Annotated in this window: 15 protein-coding genes; 3 read left to right on the forward strand and 12 right to left on the reverse strand. The window is 44.6% G+C overall.

Annotated elements, in window-relative coordinates:
* Positions 1 to 2 precede the first annotated feature (2 nt).
* The 9 genes from SPB21_RS01910 to SPB21_RS01950 form a co-directional block, all read right to left on the reverse strand.
* Positions 3 to 1,232: a glycosyltransferase family 4 protein gene (locus tag SPB21_RS01910; protein WP_499865233.1), complete on the reverse strand. Its 1,230-nt coding sequence runs from the start codon at positions 1,230 to 1,232 to the stop codon at positions 3 to 5.
* A gap of 50 nt (positions 1,233 to 1,282) precedes the next feature.
* Positions 1,283 to 2,686 (reverse strand): glycosyltransferase, encoded by a 1,404-nt coding sequence (locus SPB21_RS01915; protein ID WP_499865235.1) that lies wholly within the window; start codon positions 2,684 to 2,686, stop codon positions 1,283 to 1,285.
* A gap of 14 nt (positions 2,687 to 2,700) precedes the next feature.
* Positions 2,701 to 3,801, reverse strand: coding sequence for a polysaccharide pyruvyl transferase family protein (locus SPB21_RS01920; RefSeq protein ID WP_499057296.1), 1,101 nt, complete (start codon positions 3,799 to 3,801; stop codon positions 2,701 to 2,703).
* A 47-nt stretch (positions 3,802 to 3,848) separates the two neighbouring features.
* Positions 3,849 to 4,697 (reverse strand): FAD-binding protein, encoded by an 849-nt coding sequence (locus SPB21_RS01925; protein WP_499057298.1) that lies wholly within the window; start codon positions 4,695 to 4,697, stop codon positions 3,849 to 3,851.
* A 69-nt stretch (positions 4,698 to 4,766) separates the two neighbouring features.
* Complete coding sequence (locus SPB21_RS01930) at positions 4,767 to 6,230, reverse strand: MOP flippase family protein (RefSeq protein ID WP_163670892.1); 1,464 nt, start codon at positions 6,228 to 6,230, stop codon at positions 4,767 to 4,769.
* A 49-nt stretch (positions 6,231 to 6,279) separates the two neighbouring features.
* Positions 6,280 to 7,212 carry a heterocyst development glycosyltransferase HepC gene (gene hepC, locus SPB21_RS01935; protein WP_499865236.1) on the reverse strand — a complete coding sequence of 311 codons (933 nt, stop codon included), beginning with the start codon at positions 7,210 to 7,212 and terminating at the stop codon, positions 6,280 to 6,282.
* Positions 7,213 to 7,367: 155 nt separating this feature from the next.
* A complete protein-coding gene (locus SPB21_RS01940) occupies positions 7,368 to 9,623 on the reverse strand; it encodes a GumC family protein (protein ID WP_499865237.1) in 2,256 nt (751 codons plus the stop codon).
* Between the two features lie 55 nt (positions 9,624 to 9,678).
* Positions 9,679 to 10,800 carry a glycosyltransferase gene (locus SPB21_RS01945; RefSeq protein WP_163700826.1) on the reverse strand — a complete coding sequence of 374 codons (1,122 nt, stop codon included), beginning with the start codon at positions 10,798 to 10,800 and terminating at the stop codon, positions 9,679 to 9,681.
* Positions 10,801 to 10,929: 129 nt separating this feature from the next.
* Positions 10,930 to 12,087 (reverse strand): SLBB domain-containing protein, encoded by a 1,158-nt coding sequence (locus SPB21_RS01950; protein ID WP_163670900.1) that lies wholly within the window; start codon positions 12,085 to 12,087, stop codon positions 10,930 to 10,932.
* 2,242 nt (positions 12,088 to 14,329) lie between these two features.
* On the opposite strand from SPB21_RS01950, the gene SPB21_RS01955 reads away from it, so the two are divergent.
* Both SPB21_RS01955 and crtD read left to right on the forward strand, forming a co-directional pair.
* Positions 14,330 to 14,818, forward strand: a complete 489-nt coding sequence (locus SPB21_RS01955; RefSeq protein WP_006519472.1) for a hypothetical protein — start codon at positions 14,330 to 14,332, stop codon at positions 14,816 to 14,818.
* A gap of 47 nt (positions 14,819 to 14,865) precedes the next feature.
* Positions 14,866 to 16,392 carry a C-3',4' desaturase CrtD gene (gene crtD / locus SPB21_RS01960; RefSeq protein WP_163670902.1) on the forward strand — a complete coding sequence of 509 codons (1,527 nt, stop codon included), beginning with the start codon at positions 14,866 to 14,868 and terminating at the stop codon, positions 16,390 to 16,392.
* 28 nt (positions 16,393 to 16,420) lie between these two features.
* On the opposite strand, the gene SPB21_RS01965 is transcribed toward crtD, so the two are convergent.
* Positions 16,421 to 17,137 (reverse strand): DNA alkylation repair protein, encoded by a 717-nt coding sequence (locus SPB21_RS01965; protein WP_163670904.1) that lies wholly within the window; start codon positions 17,135 to 17,137, stop codon positions 16,421 to 16,423.
* 22 nt (positions 17,138 to 17,159) lie between these two features.
* Positions 17,160 to 17,912 (reverse strand): class I SAM-dependent DNA methyltransferase, encoded by a 753-nt coding sequence (locus SPB21_RS01970; RefSeq protein WP_499865238.1) that lies wholly within the window; start codon positions 17,910 to 17,912, stop codon positions 17,160 to 17,162.
* A gap of 133 nt (positions 17,913 to 18,045) precedes the next feature.
* On the opposite strand from SPB21_RS01970, the gene lepB reads away from it, so the two are divergent.
* The gene (gene lepB, locus SPB21_RS01975; RefSeq protein ID WP_499865240.1) at positions 18,046 to 19,137 is read left to right on the forward strand and encodes a signal peptidase I; all 1,092 of its coding nucleotides are present in this window, start codon (positions 18,046 to 18,048) and stop codon (positions 19,135 to 19,137) included.
* Positions 19,138 to 19,223: 86 nt separating this feature from the next.
* Here the strand turns inward: lepB and SPB21_RS01980 are convergent, their stop codons facing one another.
* The gene (locus SPB21_RS01980) at positions 19,224 to 21,686 is read right to left on the reverse strand and encodes an ATP-dependent Clp protease ATP-binding subunit (RefSeq protein ID WP_163670910.1); all 2,463 of its coding nucleotides are present in this window, start codon (positions 21,684 to 21,686) and stop codon (positions 19,224 to 19,226) included.
* Between the last annotated feature and the right edge of the window lie 239 nt (positions 21,687 to 21,925).

Raw genomic sequence — 21,925 nt, forward strand, 5'->3', positions numbered from 1 at the left:
AACTAAGCACGATCGGTATTGAGCAACGGCGACAACGTTTGGGCAGAACTAGGGACAGCCCGGCAAAGGTTTTGCCAAATCTCTATATAGTTCTGGAGCATTTTTTCTTCAGTAAAGTTCTGAGCGCGATCGCAGGCATTATTTGCCATCTGCTTCATCTCGTCAGGATGTTTAAGCGCCCAGCGAACAGACTCCAGCAAATCACAGCTATCCCCTGTTCTAAAAACAAGCCCATGGATTTGATGGTGGATCACTTCTGGAATGCCACTGGCATTGGAGGTAATAATCGGTAAGCCAGACGCCATCGCCTCTGCTATAGCAAATGATTGTCCCCCTTCAAAATGAGTGGGAAATACAAATAAGTCAGATGCTTGTAACAATTGGGACACATCTGAACGATAGCCTAAAAGAAAGACTTTATCTGTAACCTGATACTCATTTAGTTGACTCTCTAGAGTCCCTCGCAAATCGCCATCACCAACCCAAATGAATCGCACATCGGGAAAATCTCGAATAATGTGCGAAATCGCTGGGATTAAATCACAATGGCCCTTTTGAAAATTCAACCGACCAACGGTGATCAGTAACTTGGTCGTATCAGGTAACGTCAGCTCGTCGAGAATTTGCCGACGACATGTTTGCTGCTGAGCAGCCGTTAATGGAAGAGACGCATCTGAGTTAGCACCGTTATAGATACACGTAAGTTCGCTTTCAGGAATTTGAAACAGATTAGATAGTAAACGTCTATTATTTTGTGAAATCACCACCCACTGTTGCTGACGAGTTCTAACCCAGTTATAAAGCTTAACTCGCCATTGATTAACCGGTATCTCCAGTGGCAAAACCAATCCAAATCGTACAACCGTTGGAATCTTCAACAGTCCACAGGCAAGGATACTGGCAAAACAATATTCTGGAGCAGGCAAGGTGATTTGAACAACATCAGGTTTAAGCGTCATCAACAACCGTAATGTTCTAAAAAAACGAGGCACATGTCGAGCAATGCCCGGCAGCCAGTTTCTATCTTCAGCAATGGAGAGTGGGTGATAGGTTACACCGCTTTCCACAAAATCTTGAATTAGTGAAGCCGTCCCATGCACATTGGGAAACGCAGCATGCACATCCCATCCATGCCTTACAGCCCCTCCGGAAACTGTGAGGTTATATTGCTCCACACCTCCACGTAATGTGGAGGGGAAAATCATGAGTAGCTTTTTAGGACTAGATTCCATCGATGTAATAATACGCTAAATAGTTCTCTAACCTATGCCTGGAAAAGGATTCATCTCTGCCCAGAAATATTTGTCGTCCCCATGACTAGTGGCCCTGTCAAGGACTTGCCATCATCTGCCTTATGCAAAACATCAAGAATTAGCGTTGCTAATTCATCTCCTCGCCTAGAATAACTAATCTTTCTCTGCGTCTCGACCCTATCGACCACTAACGTTTCGCCTACCATATGTTTAGCCATTAGCTGCTCAAGCACCTGAGCCATCGCCTTCACATCAAAGGGATTAACTAAATGCACACCTGGCTTATCACTCAAATAGTTGCGATTCTCACCGGGTGGCACAGCGGCCAAAATGGGGCGGTCAGTCATCAAATACTCGTAGGTTTTGAGCGATATGCGATCGCCAGGAGTTCCGTCAAGACGATCGGGTAAAGGCATAAATAACAAATTTGCCGATTGCAGTTTCTGGAGTGCGTCACTATATGGCACCGGTCCGGTTACAGTCACCACATCAGATAGGTCCTGATCCTTTAAAACGGCTGATGCTGATTCAAATTTATTGCCGTAGATCTTTAATTTGATCTTACCTGCCCAATCAGGATTCTGAGCAACAACCTGTTTAATAGCATGACCAATAAAAATAGGGCTTGAGCTAGCAGGGTTAACATTGACATTAAAGTACCGTCCCCAGTTCATCCATGCGTGACGTAGCTTCTTAATAACGCTCTGATTCGGGAAGTTCAAAAATTCTTCCCAGCCTGTCATACCACCTGTGAAGACAATTTTAAAATCATTTGAGACAGCGTTACTGCCAATAATCCCTTGAAAATCTTGAGGATCAGCCCCGCCACGGATAAGGTGAAATTTAGAATGTTGCTCTTTAGTCTGCCTAGAACATACCTGTTCTAAACTTAGTTGTGATACATAAACAATAGCATCAGACTGTCTAACATAAATGTCTTCGAGCCAACGGTTGAGATAGTAGTGAAGTTTAGTTGGAAAAACCGCATAGAGATCATCACAGGTTGAAGGTTCACAGACATTAATAACCAGAGGTTTACCCGTTAGCCATTTCAGCAAAATACCAATGAGGCCTGCAGAATAGGGTTTGAGGAAGACAATGATTAAATCAATATCATAGGTTTTGATAACGTTTATGCCTTTGAAAACAGCAGGCAACAACCAAAAAATATCTTCATCAGGCCAGACAAACCAATCTAGGAATTTGCCAAACTTAATCGATCTAATAAAATTAAGCAGTTTTTCAGGCAGCCAAGATCGAGCAAAGTGAGTCTGCGCCCCCTCTAGGGTCGCATTTTGGTTGCCAGATAAAACATGAACCTGCCAAGCATCTGGCAGATACTTTAGTGTTTTACTAGAGCGAATGGCAGTAGGGGTCGTTTCTGGCGGAAACTTCTGGGATATTGATAAAATCTTTTTGTGAAAATCACCCATGACTTCAAGCCTCCTTAGACAGGCAAACAGACACGATTTAAAGCTTTCGCCAAGAAGGCTTTTGAGTTATCAATTTGAGGACTAAGTTTTTTATAGACAAAGTCATAATCAATCTGCGATCCATCAACCTTATAATCGCCTGTCAGTTCAGTAATAATTCGTCCTTTCAGATCCAATGGAGTGAGCAGATCGAATACCTTATTACGTTTTCCTTTACCTACAAAAACTGTAAAATCCTTCCGAAAGAGAAGTGAGAAAATAGTGCCATGAAATGTATTTGTAAAAATATATGATGCATGTTTGAAATAGCCTATCCATTCACGTGGATGAACAGAGATGAAGCTATCATCGGCAACATCCCAAGCATCACCAATGGAAATCACCTTAAGATTCTTTGATTCAGCAATCCCTTGAATGGCTTTCTTCTGTATATGCCCCAACTCTTTATGGTTATAAACCAACAGATATGGATTTTTCGCTTTAGGTGGCACTAAAACATCTTCATAATCAACTAAAAATGTAGGATCTAGAACTTTAGTGGGTGCTATACCGCATTCTTCCTGGATCACCCTTGCACTGTGATAGTCCCGAACTGACACATGATCAAATTCCGCAAGCAGCTTCGATACCTGTTCTCTATTGTTCTTAAATGATTGTGTCCCGCCGACACTAGGGGCATAGCTCACTTTGAGGCAATTGTCAGTCTTGCCAAAAAAATCAAGAAAATAGGAAGCATCAAAACCACGGAATTTTGTGTCTAGGCACCACACCTGATCACTGCCAGTAATCACTGCATCGTAGTTAGACCCTTCAAAAATTTCCCGCAGTTTATCGCTTGAGTAACACTTCAATTTACTTAGACTCAACGAAGAGACTAAGAACTTACGCATCTGAAGCGCCTTCAAAATATGCTTATGAAAGTTTAGATTCCAATCAAGCTTTCTATTGCGAACAGGCAGCAGCTGTCTTAGGTAAAAAGCAACTGCTCCTTTAGGTCTATAGTCAATAACTTCTACAGTATGTCCCCACGAAGCTAGCGTTTTTGACAACGCATAGGCTTGCAAGGTAGCGCCGTAGTTAGTTGTGTGATGAAAGGTGATAATGCCAATCTTCATAGTGTTACTTATAAAAAAGTGATACGACTTTTTATCTAAATTTTCTACTATTCAATAACGATGACTTCTAGCTCAATTTTTTTACCGAGAAAAGCATGTAAAATCTGAGCCATTGAAATTAAAAATCTAATGGGCAAGCTACTTTTTGACTTATTTAAAATCCAGTTGGTCGTTTTCTTAGAGAACGCAGATTGCCCAATGGATAACCCTTCTAGTTTTCTCAAGATTCGGTAGTCAGCCTGCTTAAAAACCGATCCACAATTTGGGGCTGAATAGTCCTGAAACTCTTTTGACCATTTTTTCCTTTCTAATATTGGATCAGACTGAAAACTGATGGATTCAAATTTGAATATCGCCTTGAGAATTAGCTTCTTCTGAATTCCTGTAAAAGTAGTTTGCCGATATCCTTGAACAATCTCATTGGGCAGCAGAGTCTTTATTTGATTTTGCTCAAAGTCAAAGAAGGTAACGCTCTCTACAAAGTCATAAACTGTCATGTTTTGTTGCCGACCGCGACCAGCATTCATTGCCAAAGCACCACCAATAGTGGCTGGCACCGATGATAAATAGTAGAAAGATTCTAGGGATTGAGCATAGCAGTATCTTAGTACATCTATCACCTGCGTAGAGGAGGAGATCTCAAATCGCCCTTCCCCTAAAGGCTTAATATCCTTATTGAGTTTATTTTTTAATACTAGAGACGATATTTTCCTTGACTTAAAGAGTACATTGGAACCATTCCCTAAAACATACAAGGGCACGTCACGCTGTTGAGCCCACTGACAATATTGAATGAACTCATCTACAGTATGAAATTCACCATATTTTTCAAAATGATGTTTTGTTCTGTAGAAAGATAGTTTATCGGTATCTAGCGAGCTTATCGGTGACTTCATAATCAAAAGTTCCTTATACAGCTGATGACGATCGATTCAGATTTATACAGTTTTAAGGTGAGGCATACTTCAATCCCGTTTCTGTGTTGATCTTGGCAGTGAAGACAAGGCTAATTTATAGGTTTGATTAAACAAGTTAGGAGATAAAAGCATTACTCCAGATAGATATGCAAGCACTCCTATTGCTAGGTATATGCCAAGCACTACATATGAGTTAGTCCAGCCACGCAATATCTGTTTAGCTCCCAAGATGAAGATCACCATTAACAAGCTGCTGATCAGTGGAGTCGTATATTGCAGAAAATATTTTTTGAAGTCTATCTGTATTAATTTTCTCACCATACCTAAGAATATAGGTGAGAAGGAGTAAACACAGATGGCATAAGATAAGGCGACCGCAGTTATTCCCCACCGAACCGCTACAAAGAAACCAGCAATATTACAAAGGGTAATTAAAAAGACAACCCGTAATCGCCATAGAGGTTTATTCATAGCTAAGAGAACCGTTCCAGCAAAGTATTGCACCGATTGAAGAATACCGATTAGTGCAAGAATACGCATAACTGGAACGCTAGGCAGCCATTCTTCTCCAAACAAAGTCTGTATTAACTCTGGTGCAAGAACAACGACGCCTAAAAATGCAGGAAATGAAACTAAGCTGGTATACCGCGTAACCCTATAAAAAGCATCTCTCATTCTTGCTGGCTGTTTTTGCAGTTTCGAAAACGTAGGGAGTGCTACTTGAGTAGTCACACTGGTCAATAGCTTAATCATAATCAGCAGCAATCGATAGGCTACGTTGTAATAGCCTAGGGCAACGGCTCCTAAAAAATAACCAATCAATAAATCATCTGAGCGTCGGTTAAAGAAATCGAGAAAGTTAAAGCCAATGATATTGATGCCAAACGCAAAGAGTTCTCTAAAATGTTGAGGAGAAAACCTAAATCCTGGCCGCCAGTCGCTCGAACTCCACAACATTAAGGCTCCCGTTGAGCCAAATACTATTTCTTTAATAACCAGACTCCAAACCCCTAACCCCATAAGGGCAGCCCCAATGCCCGCTACCCCACAGGCTGCCGTTGCCACTAAAGAACGTGCTGCAAAAACCTTAAACTGCATATTGCGTTGCAAGATTGCAGACTGCACGCTACTTAGCCCTGCAAATAGAAAACTGATGGACATCCACCGAATAATCGGTGCTAGCTCTGGCTCACTATAAAAGTTTGCAACAGCTCCAGCTCCAGCTAAAACAGCTAAGAGGAACAATGCCCCCATCAATACACTGGTCCAAAAAGCTGTATCTAGATGCTCCGGCTCCAGCTTATCTTTTTGAATAATGGCTTGAGCAAAGCCCTGATCCAAAAAGATCTGCATAAAATACATAAATACATTTGCCAGAGCTACTAAACCAAAGGCTTCAGCACCGAGCAGCCGAGCTAGCAACAGAAAAATTGCAGTTGAGACAAGCTGAGCCCCCCATTTTTCTATAGCGGACCACATTGCCCCTTGAATTGCTTTCTGTCGCAAACTCATAAGAAACTACTCACATCTAAGAAAAGAAACAAGGTAAGTAAGCAATACGTTAGAACGCACCAAATCCTGTCATGACTTTAGGGACTGTCATTAGCAACAGTTTTAAATCTTCCTGGAATGTCCACTGTCGAAGGTAATCCAAATCCATTCGATTGACCGATGTCAGATCGCATCCTTGAGAGCGGGTCGTTACCTGCCACATGCCGGTCATACCAGGTAACGCTCTCAATCGTCTCCGCAATACTGGCTCAATCCGTACCGCATCATATAGAGCCCAAGGTCTTGGTCCTACTAAGCTCATCTCACCGCGCAACACGTTAACCAGCTGAGGCAGCTCATCTAAGCTAAATTTTCGTAGCCAACGACCCACCCCTGTTACCCGTGGATCTTTTTCCAGTTTATGTAGGCCGGTCTGATTCCTCATAACCTTATGGTGCTGTGCTTCGGCATCTGTCTTCATACTGCGGAACTTGCAAATCTGAAACAGTCTGCCTTGGTAACCCACTCTCCACTGACGAAATAAGATAGGCCCAGGAGAATCTAATCGAACCCATAAAGCCAATAGCCCCATTAATGGGCTGAGTAGAATACATAGGAAAGATGCAACTAACCAATCTGCCAACCGTTTTACTCGCCAGAGGATGGGTTGTCGAGCCTGGGGTAAATCGGGAGCCAAAGGTACTCTCAAATAGACCTGCTTTTTAGTAGCGCTACAAATATCTGCCCAGGCAGTAAACTTCGATGATTCTAACTGTGGGTCAAGATATACTCGCTTGACAGGTGAGCGGCGCAGACAGTCTCGCAACCACACTTTATTGCTGAGAGCAGGAATCTCGGGTTCTAATTTAGACGAGCGAGGCTTTACGATTAATGCATCTTTTTCCCAAATCAATGTACAGTTTTCAAATGCAGGTGGTGTTCTCTTGGTAGGTGGCACTTGAAAAACAATGGGAGCCTTTAACAAAACTGTAGAAGTTGTCATACGTCTGAAGAGTCTCTTAATAGAAAGCCTGATTCAAGTTAAGCCTGTTGCCTAAAAACTTGTCTTAGATAAACTTATAGCAAATAAATCTCCATTTGGGATGTCCGATTAACTACAATTGTGTCAATTCAGTGACTGAACTAGTAGAGTAAAGTCTAGCTGCGCCAGAGCATTACGGGCTCTTTGGAGAGTTTTGAAGAGCCATTTCGCTCATAATGTTTCATAGGTCGCATACTCTCGCGGTGACCATTGGCGACAATACCAATGGTATTTACTTGATCCAGCATGGTAGTGGTATGGGTTAAATCAGCCTGAGTAATGCGATCTAGGCGGCTGACAATAATGGATGCGTTACACATGGATGCCAGCTGTAGTCCATCAGCCAGGCCTGAAATAGCAGGGGCATCAACAATCACAAGATCATAATTTGCTTCAGCTTTTTCTAACACCTGTCGCATTTGTTGTGAGCTTAGAAGCCTCATGGGGTCTTCAGGTACCGCTCCTGCCAGCAGAACATCAACACTGGTGCCGGAATGAGACAGAGAAACAGGAGAAATTTTTGTTTTATTCCACCGTGCCAAATTTGGATGCAACAGGGTTGATAAACCCTGAACATTTAATAGACCCAGATATTGATGCAACGATGGATTACGGAAATTAGCATCAATCAACAACACCCGTTGGTGAGATCGGGCTGCACTAAGCGCTAAGCCAATGGATAATGTTGTTTTCCCTTCTCCCATCAGAGCCGATGTGACGAGTAAAGAAGACAATGACTGAGAATTGGTCAGCTGAATAGTCTTATAAATCAGATCGACAGCGTCTCGAAATGGCTGACTTTGACTGAGGGCAGGAGAATCCGCAGGAGCCCGCTCAGCATCCAGAATGGTCAGCAAGGCATCGGCTTTGCGGGTGGGTATTTCAGGAATCACCCCTAAGAGAGGCAAGGCAGCTTGTTTTTTCAGCTCATCCGATGTACGTACCACCGTGTCTATCGCTTCTCGACCAAAGGCTAACCCACCGCCAATGAATATACCAGCCACTACACCCAACAGTATGTTTTGCTTGGGTTGAGGTGAAATTTGTTCACCTAGCTGCGAAGGTTCAACAATATCCCAACTAAAACCACCCTGAGCTAATTCATTACTTAGTTCTTGGCGTAGTTGTAACAGTTGTTCCAACGATTGCTGTTGTATTTGAGCTTCGGGTTGAATGCGGTCGTATTCTGCAATTAAGCTAGGGAATTTAGAGAGTTCAGATTTTAATTGTTGCGCAGCCTGTTCTAAACCATTTTTTCGTGCTTTAAAACGCTGTAAGCTAATCGTAGCCTGCACCAGCTCAGCGGCCAATCCCAGTTCAATTTCACCCAACTGCCCTTCGGTTAACAACGCCGTTTCATCCAGATTAATCTGTTGTGGAATATCACCTAATACCCGTTCAACCTCTGATTGCAACAGAGAAATATTTCCCTCCCGTCGACTTACCAGATCCTGCACTCCGGGATCAGCTTCTGCATAAAGTGATCGCCGTTCCTCTAACTCTAGCTCGGTTGCCTGCAATGCATTTAAAAGCTGCTGATAACGCGATGACTGACTTAAACGTGAAGCAATCATCGCTGATTGAGGATCGGCAGCCAGTTGATCTTGCAGGGAATTATATTTAGCCTGAGCATCTAAAAATTCAGTCTCGACATCCACTTTCGATTGCTCAATCTGTCTGAGGGATTCAGCAACCGTCAGTGATTGCTGCTCTGGATCAATCAGGTTCTCTGATTCGCGAAACTCTTTTAAGGCCTGACGAGACACAGCAAGATTTTCTTGCACGCTTTCTATTTGCTGATTAACCAGGGCTAATCCTCGCTTAAGGCGCTGCTCTTGCTGATCTTTGTTATAGCTTAAATAGACATCGCCTAATTTTTCTAAAAACCTTTGAACAACTTCTGGATCCTTACCAGTAAAGGTTGCTTTGAAAATACCAGTTTTGGCATCGCCTTCAGCCACCTGGGATAGGGTCAACGCCTTTTGAAAACCATCAGCACATTCTGATAGTGGGGCTGACGCATCACATAGCTCTGGATACTCAGGCTGAAGCTGCTCAACCGTTTTTTCAACAAAGGACTTACTGCGCATCAGGTTGAGCTGAGTCGCATAGTCTGTTTGGGAAGAGGATGAACGTCGACCTTGCTGTTGTCCGTTGGTGATATCAACCGTCTGACGATAGTTAGGCTCAACTAATAACTGCATTGAACTTTGATAAAGAGGATCTTCTTTTAAAGTTAATGCGATCGCAATCCCCACCGTCCCTAAAACGGCTCCACCAAACCAGACAAAGCGTCTTAGCAGTATATTCAGAAGCTGACCATAGCCAATCTCTGTTTTATCTGAGGAGGAGGAAAATTGTGATGTTCGCATATCTGTGTTGTTATTCGCCATCAGATTTATCGAGCTGCGCTAACTATCGTGGCCACTATGCAGATGGAGTTAAAACTGGAGCAACGGCTTTATGTTTCGCGTAAGCTTCTTCAATAATTTTCAGCACCCGTTCAAAAAAAACTTTCTCAGTAAAATTCTTGAGCACATGCTCGCGAATCTGACGATAATTCCAGTCGATGGTATCGGCTCTGAGCAAGGCCTGATGGACAGCTTCTGGAGATTGGCGGTAGAAAAAGACGCCTGTTTTCCCAGGCAACTGTGTGTCTAACACCCCTCCAGCACCGTAAGCAACAACAGGGGTACCGCTAACATTTGCTTCAATAGGCACCAACCCATAATCCTCCAGGGCTGTAACAATTACCGCTTTAGCTCTTGACATCAAGCTTTTACGCTGATCATCACTGACATGACCCAAGAAAGAAATATTGGGTAGAGCAGCCATTTCTAATCTCTCTCTCTCTGGGCCATCACCCGTAATAATCAGTGGCCACCCTAACCAGTTAAAGGCTTCTACTACTACATCTACACGCTTATATCCCAATAACCGAGATGACACCAGGTAATAATCATCTTTCTGATCCGAAAATTCAAACTGGCTGATATCAATTGGATAGTTAACGGTAACTGCCGGTTGCTTATAGGTTTCTTGAATGCGCTCAGTGACAATTGATGAGTTAGAAATATACAGGTCTGGTTTTTGGGCATGTACAAAGTCCACTTCTCTCAGCTTTTGGAAAATTGGCTGAATGATTGGCATCAAAGTCTTATAATTTTTGTATTGATCAATATAGGTACGCGTATCCCAAAGAAAACGAGTGATATTATGACAGAAACAAATGTGGTACGCATTAGGACGCTTGATCACTGACTTTGCAAAGCTGGTTGTACTGCTAATAATCAGCTCATATTGTTGCAAATCTAAGGCTTCAAAAGCTGGGAAATAAAAGGGAGCCAGCAATCTAAAATTCTGACTTGCTCCGGGGATCGCCTGAAGCTTAGTCGTGTGAACAGGTCGGTCACCCAGATTAATCGTATCTTTCGGACTATATAATGAGGTGTAAATATCTGCGTCTGGAAATCGTCTGCAAAGAAGCTCAAATACACGCTCTGCGCCGCCTCTCTGGGTAAGGTAATCATGCACCAATGCAATTTTCATACTAAAACCAATCTCTAGAAATAATCACAATGTTGAATTAGTAACAATCTAGAGGGAACAAAGATCCTTGAAGAATCTCTATTTATGGTACTGAAGGTCGTTGTTTGTCGACTCAATGCCCACACTTTCCTAAATGCCCAACAAACGCAAAACAAAGTTTAAAGGTGATAAAACCGAGCTGAATGCATCGCCTACACTAGCAACTCCAGAACGTTGGACAATAACCGTGTCGTTCGGGCGTAAGGATGGGTTAGTTTCCTCATTAATCCCTTGAGCAAAATCAATGTCGATATCGCTCTGGGATACTGTACCGTTGAGATTTAGGCGAACAAGTCTTACGGTTCCTTTTCGAGCCCGATTATTAAACCCACCTGCAGCTAAGATTGCTTGATTAAGCGGTGTATTGGGGGGGATCCGAATATTGCCAGGAGATTCTACTTCCCCAACAACATTTACGGAAATCTCATCAGGTGAAAAGCTAGCCGTGGCTAGTTCAGCTGCTTCATCTGAATTCAGATTGCTAGCCGTAGGAATGATAATGCGATCGCCATCTTGCAACTGCAAGTCTTCATTGAGATTACCTTCTTTTAGGAGATTCCACAAATTGACGGCAACTGTTTGGGATTTATTTTCCTTATGACGTTGATCAGCTAATAAAGTAGCACTCGATACTAAGGCAGCTGATGAGCGCGGCAGCCGACGTTGCACTTCAATTTGGCGAATATCTGCTAACTGGGTGATTCCCCCTGCTAACTCAATTGCCTGGGTCAAGGTGGGGATATCTTCAGCTGCAACATTTGTACCGCTCTGCGCGGAGATTCGATAAGAGCCAGGTCGATGGACTTCACCAGCGATGGCAATCTGAATAGGACGCGTCTCAAGCACACTCAGGGTAACCACAGGACGCTGAACATAGGGTTCAAGGGTTTGTTCAATCTGAACTTTTGCTTGCTGGAGAGAAAGACCTTCAACATCAATGGCTCCGACGATGGGAATATTTAGATTGCCACTGGACAATACTCGAAATTCACCACTGTAGTCAGGGATGTTAAACACATCTACGCGTAAGTAATCACCAACACCCAGGATGTAGGATTCTCCTACTGTAGGATCAGGGGCCGCCAACTCTGATGAACTTGATGTTTCGACAGGCAAGGGGGGTAACGACGGTTCAGCTGGAGTCGTAGACTGGGCAACCGCATAGCGGCCTGCAGATTCTCCTAGAACCAGGCACATCAGAGTCAGCTTAATCAGAAATATTCCTCTAGTTGAAAAATGCTTTTTCATGATGACTGCCAACAATAAATACAAACATCTAGATGCCTAAAGCGATCGCATCATCACTGATCACAGATGTAAACCACATGCAAGACTCTTCCCACCACAGGGCTAGAGAATTTAGGCAGTGATAACATTGAAACTTGAAAAAATCGTCAAGAACTGCACGCTAAGAATCAACAGAGCCACATACCCATAGGTATCCTACAGATATCTAACTAAAACTCTGCCGTCTACTACAGTTCTTATTTTTTGGGATCACACACTATAGATGAAAAACCAGTCTTCGTAAGCTTACATACAGGACAACAATAAGATCTAGCCTTAACTAACCATTCAGGAAACAGTGACTCGTGGACTACCGACACAATCTGCTTGTGCACTCACCCCAAGAAGGGAAACGGAGTCGATGTAAACATAGTACTTAAATGTCATCTAGTCAAAATTTTGCTTGCCATTCTGGCTTTTAGGCGTTCTCATATGGGGAAACCACGCTTAAAACTTAAAAGCCACGAGCATGAATGACGATTATCAGGTATCTAGCAAAAATAGAAGACTTTTAGATTCACATAGACATTGTTGACTGTATCTAACCATAGATGCGTACAAGAAAAATTTTCTTAGGGGCTTTCAGAAATGAAAACAGATAAACATTCTGAAGCACTAAGCGTTAGTAATTAAACTGCATATCTGGGTCTAACATAACCTAAATTTTAAAAATGAGCTACGTATCTTTATATTCTTTGTGCGGAGTTTCTGTAAAGTCAGATTTTGCTAATGCTAATGCCTAAAAAGTTACCTATTTAACATTTTTCATTATCATCAAAAAACAATAATTGCAATGATCTTGGTACATGTTTTCAGTGTTATTTAGGCGGCCATGGCTTCACTCAGTATTGCCATGTTAGTTTTTTAGTGTCACAAGCTAAAATCCTGATATCAGGGAAGTCTGGCTCCAATAATTAATCAGGCTTTGACCAGGAAAACCGGCAAGTTGACGGATCAACGGTCTATCAATTCGAAAAAACATCCAACTAGATTGAGTTTTTGCTGTTGCTGATTTAGGGGAGAAACTGAGCAATCTATTAGAATATCAATCCATAACCTGAAGGATGAAATTATGCCGAGGATCAGCGAAGCCAGTTTTTTTACTCTGTTATGACCGACATTATTATTAGTAGGTCTTACGAAGTTTATGGCGGTTAGCATAACATTGAGTACGTTGCAATGATCACTGACATAGAACCCTATGTTTTTGATTGTCTGTATAACTAGACAGCCGAGAAAACATTTTTGCTAAAAAATATTTAAAGCCTTAGTTATTAGAGAACTTTGCAAGTGATGAAGACCTACCGCAACGTGGAAATAGCAATCACATTCTCTTTTGTGAGTTGATGTAAGCACTAACGAAGTGACAAAAGGCACAACGTAAAATCGCTGACGAGAAACAATTACCTCATCTAATGTCCTACTGAATTTAGATGAGATCAGCAAGACTTACCGTTGTTGATTTAGAAAATGGATCGATCTGGCAAGATCACTCTACATCAATGTTTTTTCACTTAAATCTTCCCAAGGATCAGCAATGGCAAAGATCTTATTCTCTGAAAACGGGGTATCAACTCAAATCGAGACGTTTTCCTAAGCATGGTACTCAGAGGTTAGTAGCCAGAAAGAAGTCAGTAGCCAAAAATCCCAGCTTCAATTGATGCCGCTGAAACTGTTATGGACAGAGAGTTATGAATAACTTCTTATTGTTGTGCAAGAGGATCTAGTGTCACTTAATTCTCCCATGCGTAGGAATGTTCCTATTTTTTTACTGGCCTCATCAATCAGCACAATTATGGGTTTATTATAAAATGTTGTTACCGATCCGGCTGAATAGAATCATAGTTCGGAGCAGCAACATTTTAAATTATTAAGCTAATATTCCTTAAAGCACCTGTGATACCTGTCAGATGCTGAATACAGTAATTTACCTATGTGAGATATACGAGTCTTTATTTCACTAGTAGAAGGAAATTTTATCAAAAAGATTTCATTAAGAAGCTACTGGATTCATAAAGTTAGTAGGAATAATTCTATGGACAAACACGGCATAGGATTTTTTCTTACCCATGGATGATATATGGCTTGAGCCGCTGCATGATCAATAAATGCAATGGCTCAAGATTGATTCTATGCCAAAGGTCTTTGGAGGCATCTAGGGGACTCATATTATTGCCGTTTCTTTAGTCCATACGTCTTGACTATGGTATTTGTTAGCACCAAACCCACCCTGCCACGCTGGCTCTGCGAAAATATTTTGTTAGGGAATCTACCTTGGCAACATGGTCTATGTCAGGCTTACAGTCATTTCAGCCAGGTTTACACATTGCACGATGCCTATTTGCTAGGAACGTATCAAAGTGCAGAAACCTATGGTGAAACTGTTCTTTGTTTACTATGGGATTCATTGTGGCTTCCCGAAGCCATCACCCGTCAAGCCAATCAGAACGAACCGATTTTTTTACTGATTAAGGCCACTAAAACCCTGGGTATCGCCCTATCTGAAGGGACATTGCCTAAACCGGAGAAAAAGCCCCAACGCATCCTTAAGGCAGAGCATGTTGAAGTAGACGATCAAACCGTTTTAGTCATTGACGATGTTCAAGGCAATACGCTGACGATTGTATTTGCTGGTCAGATGCATTTTCTAGCTGTCGATAACAAGCACCGCATCATTGATCTAGATATCTAGTGGTCAGCACAGACCGTTACACTAGGGTCAGGTAAACAAATGTAAACATGACCCCATTGGTAGAATCCCACACACACTATGGCCCATCCAAGGTGCTTGTCGTCGGGGCGGGTATTGGCGGGCTGACAGCTGCAGCTTTACTGGCCAAACGGGGTTACCAGGTTCGTGTTTTTGAACAGGCCCTGGTGCCGGGGGGCTGTGCGTCTACCTTTCGACGACGGGGGTTTACCTTTGATGTCGGTGCGACCCAGGTTGCTGGCTTAGAACCAGGGGGAATTCACCATCAAATTTTTTCAGAATTAGGGATAGATCTACCGGCAGCTGAGCATTGCGATCCGGCTTGTGCCGTTTTCTTACCCGGAGAAACGACGCCGATCAATGTTTGGCGGGATCCGCAGCGGTGGAAAACCGAGCGTCAACAGCAGTTTCCAGGTAGTGAACCGTTTTGGCAAAAGCTGAGCGATCTATTTAGCTATAGCTGGCGATTTCAGGCCAGACAGCCGGTGTTGCCACCGCGCAATCTTTGGGATGCTTGGCAGCTGGGCAATGCACTGCGACCGGACACGCTGCTGACAGTGCCCTACACATTCTCAACCGTGGGCCAATTGCTTAAAGGCTATGGCCTCTATGAAAATCGTCGACTAAAAACATTTTTGGACCTACAGCTCAAGCTCTATTCCCAGGTGGGTGCAGATGAAACAGCTTTGTTATATGCGGCAACAGCCTTAGGCGTATCCCAAGCGCCGCAGGGGTTATTTCATCTACAGGGCAGTATGCAGGGGTTGAGCACTGCATTGGTAAACGCAATCAAACAGTTTGGCGGTCAGGTTTTTTTGGGACATGCCGTTGAGAAAATTCAGCTAGAGAATAATCGACCCCGGTTTGCCCAGGTCCGCCATCAGAAAACGGATGACATCTGGTTAGAGTCTGCCGATCATATCGTCGCTAATGTGACCGTGCAGAATTTAACCACATTGCTGGGTGAGCAAACGCCCCAAGGCTATCAGCGGCGGGTGGATAAGCTGATGCCGTCATCGGGAGCGTTTGTGGTTTACCTCGGTGTCGATCAAGCGGCGATTCCTGAAAATTGCCCACCGCATCTACAGTTTCTCTATGACTATGATGGCCCAATTGGGGAGAATAACTCGCTGTTTGTGTCAGTCAGTCGATCGGGAGATGGTCGTGCCCCTGAAGGCAAGGCAACGATCGTGGCGTCGTCATTTACGGATGTGCAGGCATGGCAAAAGTGTGATGACTATGGGGCTTTGAAGGCTGAGTATGAACGGGATGCGATCGCAAAACTAAACCAATACTTCAACCTGGACCCACAGCACATTATCCACGCTGAATCGGGCACTCCCCGCACCTTTGAGCGCTACACAGCTCGACACCAGGGCATGGTAGGCGGCATCGGTCAGCGGTTATCGACCTTTGGTCCCTTTGGCTTTGCCACCCGGACGCCGATTCCTAAGCTATGGCTGGTAGGAGACTGTGTGCATCCAGGGGAAGGAACCGCTGGCGTTAGCTATGCAGCCTTAACCGCAGTGAGGCAGATTGATGCCATGGAGCGGTAGGTATAGCGTGAAGGATGTACTCTCATTTTCATACTACACCGGTCAAATCACCGGTCAAATACTGTTGCCGTTCTTGCTTTGGAAATTTCTCGATGGCATAGCGCAGCATGGTGCGAGGCATTGTTTTGTAATGGGTTTTCAAGAACGCTTTTTCAGTTGCCACATCCCGCTTGCCAATTTCTCGCAACATCCAGCCCACAGCTTTGTGGATCAAGTCTTCTGAATCATTTAGCAACAACTCTGACAGCTGTAGCGTATCGTCAAACTGATCGTTGCGAATAAACTGAAACGTGGACATGATTGCAATTCGTCTTTCCCAGAGATTACAGGATTGAGCTAATTGATAGAGAATTTGTCGGTCCCTTGTTTCGAGGTAAACACCCACAATTTTGTAAGCTGAGCTATCCACCAAGTCCCAATTGTTGATGTATTGAGTATGGTCCAAATATAGCTGATAAATCGTTGTTTTCTCGGCATCGTTACCTTGGCTAAATTTGTGCACCAGGAGTAACAACGCAAACAAGCGTTCTTCATGAAAAGGGGACATTAACAGTTTTTTGACGTCTGGTAGTGATGTTGCCTGATGCTTTTTCACCTGTTTTCTAAGCGCAGGAACACGAATGCCGAGAAATTGGTCACCCTCGCCATATTCACCTTTTCCTGTCTTAAAGAAGCGTTGTGAATGTTCTGCTATAACAGGATCAGCAAGGTCTCGAAGAATGTTACTAATGTCTTTTGTCGTCATATTTAATAGCTCTATCCAAGGGTTATGCTGATCTTGTGCCGACTAAAACGGGTTGGAAAAATGGTTCATCCAGCCGAGTGACTGACGTGTAGCCTGCTGCTTCCATTAGCTGCATAAGGCGGGTGGGGGTGATTGCATAGTAGCGAGAGCGCATAACGTGGGTGTTAGCGATATCAGATTGTCGATTTTCTTCAATGAAGTACATTGACACGTCATAAATATCGCCTTCAAAGTCCCATACTTGGAAGACAAAGTAGCGTTTGCCAGCATCTTCACGAACTCCATAAGGTTTGACAAGACCTTGACCTCTTTCTTCTTTGTCATAATCTCGCACGGTCAGCAGACAACCACCGCCAGTACAAGTACAGGCATACATCTGTTTAAGTGCCTTGAGGATTTCCCCATCACTGAGCAGGTGGGGAATTGAGTTATCGCAGGAAATAACAACGTCGAACCGGATTTGATGGTGATTATAGGCCTCTCGCATATCGCACACAGAGAAGCTGATATTGAGGTGACGTAATCGCGCTTCTTCTATTGCCCGTTGAATCTCTTTAGGTGAGAGATCGGAGGCTGTAACGCTATAACCTTTGGCGGCTAGACCGAGGGTTTGTGTGCCAATGCCGCAGGATACGTCTAGAATATGCTGAGCCTTTTCACCCCAATGGTCATGCATAATGGTGGATAGCTGTGTTGCTTGCGTTTCAACAGCTGTATCCCAATCTTTATAAATAATGTGATAAAAAGGCGCGAGGCGATCGTAGAAATCGTTCATTATGATGACTCACCGTTGCCTAAATTTATTAAATAACGACAGGTTTAACCGTGTACGTTGTTAGCCTACAACTGGTTGCTATACGTTTGCGCTCCTTGACAGGTTATCGTCAATTTTTACTGATACTTGAAGCATGAAACTATCGTTTCAGTCAAGCCGGTCAACCCATCTGAACCCTTGGCTAGCCGTGAATTATTCGCTGGTGTTTCCAGGGCTGGGGCAGTTATACAGCGCTTTCTGGTGGAAAGGAATCAGCTTGGTGCTAATGGCAGTTGTCATGATCGGCTATGCCACATGGTCTATTTTTGGGGCCCATGGCCAAACCATGTGGGGATTTTGGACGATAGGCTGCTTCCTCATGGTCTATAGCTTTAGTATTTTGGATGCCTATCGTGGCACTCAACCGGGGTACGCCAGCCGGATTTCAGTACCTCAGGGCAGGTCCGATCCTTGGTATGCCGTTTTTTTATCACAGCTGTTGCCTGGATTAGGCCATTTGTATCTACAGCAGGCTTTGGCTGGTGGGTTATTTCTTGGTACAGGTCTGCTGACGGCTTGGCTAGCGAATTCTATTCCCCAGTTGGTGCCTATTCCACCGCTGATTTGGGCACTGAGTTGTTATCACGTGTATGCCAGTTTTCCCCATCGAACCAGGGGTAAATCAGGTGCAAACTACCAAGCCAGCGCTGACGCGATCGCACGCCTCGTTATCGGTCTCCTGGTGATCCGACTGTGCTTAGGTTCAATACCAGGCTGGATTCAACGGGCGGTTGAGCAATGTATTGTCCCAAGTGAGTCCATGGCCCCGACCCTGCAAGTGGGCGATCGCCTTTTTGTACGGCGTGATCAAACGTATCGCCCTAACATTGGCGACATTATTGTATTTACCCCACCCGATGAGGCCCTGCTCGATCTTCCTGAGCCAGAGACAGCCGAGAATCTACTGTATGTAAAGCGCGTGATTGGCTTACCGGGTCAGCAAATAACCGTTAAAGAGGGTCGTGTTTATGTCGGCAATCGCCCGCTTACAGAAGCTTACGCTCAAGCAACATCTGCCTATGGGTGGGGACCGGAAACCGTGCCCGAAAACAGTTATTTTGTATTGGGCGATAACCGAAACAACAGTCAGGATTCCCATGTCTGGGGATATGTTCCTGAAGCCAACATTCTAGGGGCAGCCTACAAAATCTACTGGCCACCCAGTCGGGTTCAGCCATTGGGATAGATGACCGAGCAATCGCTAATTCAAAGCTGAAAAGATGGGCACCCATAGAAATTGGGGTGCCCTAAGGGCTTAAGGCACCTAAGTCGCTAACGACTAACACCCACCAACGCAGGCTGTTTCGCAGACCTAACTACAACTCGAGCATCATCATCCAGATCAAAAACAGCCGTATCGCCATCTGTGATCGTTCCTGCCAGCAGGGCTTCAGCCAGGTAATCTTCTACCAAACGAGAGATGGCTCGACGCATGGGGCGAGCACCATAGGTTTGGTCATAGCCTTCATTCACCAGGTGCTCCCTAAAGGCATCGGTGAGTTCAAAGGTAATGTTGCGTTCAGCCAGGCGTCCAGTTACCTGAGCAAGGAGGATATCGGCAATCTGAGCAACCTCCTGCTTGATCAACTGACGGAAGACGATAATCTCGTCAATACGGTTCAACAACTCAGGGCGGAAGAACTGCTTCATTTCTTCGTTAACCAAGTTACGAATATTGTTATAGCGAGACGTCATCTCATCATCGGTACTGAGCTCAAAGCCCAAACCACCGCCACCTTTCTCAATCACCTTGGAACCAATGTTCGAAGTCATGATGATCAAGGTGTTCTTGAAGCTAACTTTGCGGCCCTTCGCATCATTTAGGTGACCATCATCCAACAGCTGTAGCAAAATGTTAAAGACATCGGGATGGGCCTTTTCAATTTCATCCAGCAAAATGACGGTGTAAGGCTTACGGCGTACGGCCTCGGTTAGCTGTCCGCCTTCGTCATAGCCCACATATCCCGGAGGAGAGCCAATCAGCTTAGACACCGATTGAGGTTCCATAAATTCCGACATATCGACGCGAATCATGGCGTCTTCTGCACCAAAGACAGAAGCTGCTAACGCTTTAGCTAACTCAGTTTTACCGACACCCGTGGGACCCGAGAAAATCAGGCTAGCAATGGGGCGATTGGGGTTACGCATGCCCACACGAGAACGTCGCACCGCCTTAGCAACCGCTTCGACCGCTTCGTTCTGGCCTATTACACGTTCATGCAGCGTATCTTCCAGATGCAGAATCATGGCAGATTCTGACTCAGACAAGCGGTTAACGGGTACGCCAGTCCAGGAGGACACAATGTCGGCAATGTCTTCATTCGTGACCTCAGGATGGGGAGTGCCATTGGGCAATAACTCTGCCAATAGACCCTGTTCCTTAACCCTTAAAGCTGCCACATCATTGAAGGCCTGACTTTCCAAAAGCTCCATAATTTTGCCCTGCACCTGACGCAGCTCCGTGCGCTTCTCCCCAGCCGGAATTTTCTGTGAGTATCGCAAACGCACCCGTGAGCCGGCTTCATCAATCAAGTCGATAGCTTTATCAGGCAAGTAACGATCGTTGATGTAGCGATCTGCCAGCGTCGCTGCGGCCTCAAGGGCTTCATCTGTAATGGTCAGCCGGTGGAACTGTTCGTAACGTCCCCGAATACCGCCCAAAATTTCTAACGTATCTTCGACGGAAGGCGGTGCCACAGTCACTCGCTGAAAACGACGCTCTAGGGCTGCATCCTTCTCGATGTACTTGCGGTATTCTTCCAGGGTCGTCGCTCCAATGCACTGAAGTTCACCGCGAGCCAGGGCGGGCTTTAGCAGGTTAGCCGCATCCATGCTGCCTTCTAACGAACCGGCACCGACCAGGGTATGAATTTCATCAATCACTAGAATGATGTTTTGAGCTTCCCGTACTTCAGACATTACCTGGTTGAGACGCTCTTCAAAGTCACCCCGGAAGCGGGTACCCGAAACCAGCATTGCCAGGTCAAGACTGATAACGCGACGGTCAAATAACGCCTCAGGCACATCTTGGTTGACGATGCGCTGGGCTAAACCTTCTGCGATCGCAGTTTTACCTACACCCGGTTCACCTACTAACACGGGGTTATTCTTAGTGCGCCGACCCAGAATTTGCACCACCCGCTCAATTTCTTCAAAGCGACCGATGACTGGGTCTAGCTTTCCATTGGCGGCTAGCTCCGTTAAGTCAGTACTAAATTCAGCCAGGACACCGCTGTTGCGCTTAGAGGCCTGTTCCGGTCGCTCACCATCACGGGAACGACCACCAGCCGTCACCGCCGACACCTCGCCAATGGTGCGAATCAACTGTGTACGGACCTGAGTAGGATCTACACCTAAATTAGTCAGGACTCGATAAGCAACGCTTTCTACGTTTTGAGTCAGACTCAGCAGTAAATGCTCTGGTTCGATGTAGGGATGATCCAGCTTACGTGCCTCTTGGAAAGCCTGCTCAAAAACTTGCTTAACCTTAGGCGTAAAAGGAATTTCAGTAGGCCCGTTACCAGATCCACGACCAATAATAGACTCCACTTCAGCACGAGAGTTGGCCAGGTTGACTCCAAAATCACTGAGTACTCGAGCGGCAATGCTAGAGCCTTCCTTCACAATCCCAAGTAGTAACTGCTCGCTACCAACGAAATTGTGACCCAGGCGTCTTGCCTCTTCCTGAGCTTGCATGATCACCGCAATTGCCGCATTGGTGAAATGTTCAAACATATTTTGTGGACCTCTGCCAGGATATGGAGTCGAAACCTATAAAAGACATTAAGTAATCGGTGTTAACCAAGATTACTCCAGACATTAAGTTTTTTAACTATGTAATAAAAATATACCCATCTTCGTTGCATCTCGACAGCCTGGAGAGCCGAAGTTGAGAAAGTGGGGTAATCCGTATAGCCCTGTAGACAACAGATATGGTTTCAGTTTGCCCGAAGGATAAAGGAATTTATAGGTCT

This window comes from Leptothoe sp. ISB3NOV94-8A (assembly GCF_043421595.1).
In the GTDB taxonomy this organism is placed as follows: Bacteria; Cyanobacteriota; Cyanobacteriia; order Phormidesmidales; family Phormidesmidaceae; genus Leptothoe; species Leptothoe turfae.